Here is a 1,198-nt window from a genome sequence, read left to right on the forward strand (position 1 = left end):
GTAAGCGCACCATAAACCCCGCATTCTAATCGCCTAGCACAAATAATAAGATCAGGTCTCCAACCAAGAGGAGATTTGAAATGAGAAAACGTCGCACCAATCAAGAATGGCAAATGCTAATTAAGCAATCTGAGTCGAGTTCATTGTCAACGCTCGCGTTTTGTAAGCTCAATGAACTTAATCCCTCAACGTTCTATGCCAAGCGCCAACMGCTCAATAAAGCTGACGTATCTCTGGGCTTTGTCCGCGCTGAAGTCGTCGAAAAGACGACGAAGTATCAAGCTCAGATAGCTACCGCTCACATGACACTGCTCGTTAATGATCTTAAGTTGAGCATTCCGCCAGGCACGCYCGCAGCCTACCTGKCAGAACTTATCGGGGCGCTGTCATGAAACGCATGCTCAGCGCAACAGAGATTTACTTGTATCGTGAAAGCGTCGATTTTAGAAAGTCCATCAATGGCCTCGCGGCGATTATCGAAAGTGACACCGATTTGCTCTTGGGAAGTGGCGCACTGTTCCTGTTCACCAACAAACAGCGCGACAAAATCAAAGTATTATWCTGGGATAAAACAGGCTTTGCGCTTTGGTACAAGCGCCTTGAAAAAGCCAAGTATAAGTGKCCCTCAAAAGAGAAAAATGAGGTGTATCGCCTAACTCAATTCGAGCTTGATAGACTGCTTTCTGGCTTCACGATTATCGGCCATAAACCCGTACGAATAAACGATTTTACAATGACTTAAACAATAATAAAGCCTTATCCACCAAGCGTTAACAGCATGATTTTAGTATAATAAATGCCATGAAAAAGACGCCAAATATCAACCCAGAAAGTCAAGATGTTGCCRWGSTRMAAGCGATGGTGAAAGCGATGGTGAAAGCGATGGTGAAAGCGATGGTGAAAGCGATGGTGAAAGCGATGGTGAAAGCGCTGATGGCGTCAGAAAACCAGTTGAAGCAAGAGCGCCAGTCGCTACTTGAACAACTCAAGCTTGCTTTCGACCGTCAGTTCTCTAAGCGCTCAGAGGCGTTAAAACCTTACGATGAATCTCAAGGTGACCTCTTTAACGAAGTGGAATGTGAAGCCGCTAAGGAATATGAGGTTGAGGTCACGACAACCACTACGACGAAGAAACGTGGTAAGCGCAAGCCACTTCCAAAGACCTTGCCTCGTGAGGTTATCGAGCTCGACTTAGACG

Annotated in this window: 3 protein-coding genes; all 3 read left to right on the forward strand. The window is 45.9% G+C overall.

Annotation, left to right across the window (positions count from 1 at the left end; all coding sequences use genetic code 11):
* The first annotated feature begins 80 nt into the window (after positions 1–80).
* Positions 81–392, forward strand: a complete 312-nt coding sequence (tnpA, locus tag IRQ95_RS21910) for an IS66 family insertion sequence element accessory protein TnpA (protein WP_194439907.1) — start codon at positions 81–83, stop codon at positions 390–392.
* Positions 389–742, forward strand: a complete 354-nt coding sequence (gene tnpB, locus IRQ95_RS21915; protein ID WP_194439909.1) for an IS66 family insertion sequence element accessory protein TnpB — start codon at positions 389–391, stop codon at positions 740–742. Before tnpA ends, tnpB begins: the two co-directional genes overlap by 4 nt.
* A 59-nt stretch (positions 743–801) precedes the next feature.
* On the forward strand, positions 802–1,198 hold a 397-nt coding region (locus IRQ95_RS21920; protein ID WP_194439911.1), incomplete at its 3' end, for a transposase.

Origin of the sequence: Vibrio fluminensis (assembly GCF_015278125.1) — a bacterium.
GTDB lineage: Bacteria > Pseudomonadota > Gammaproteobacteria > Enterobacterales > Vibrionaceae > Vibrio > Vibrio fluminensis.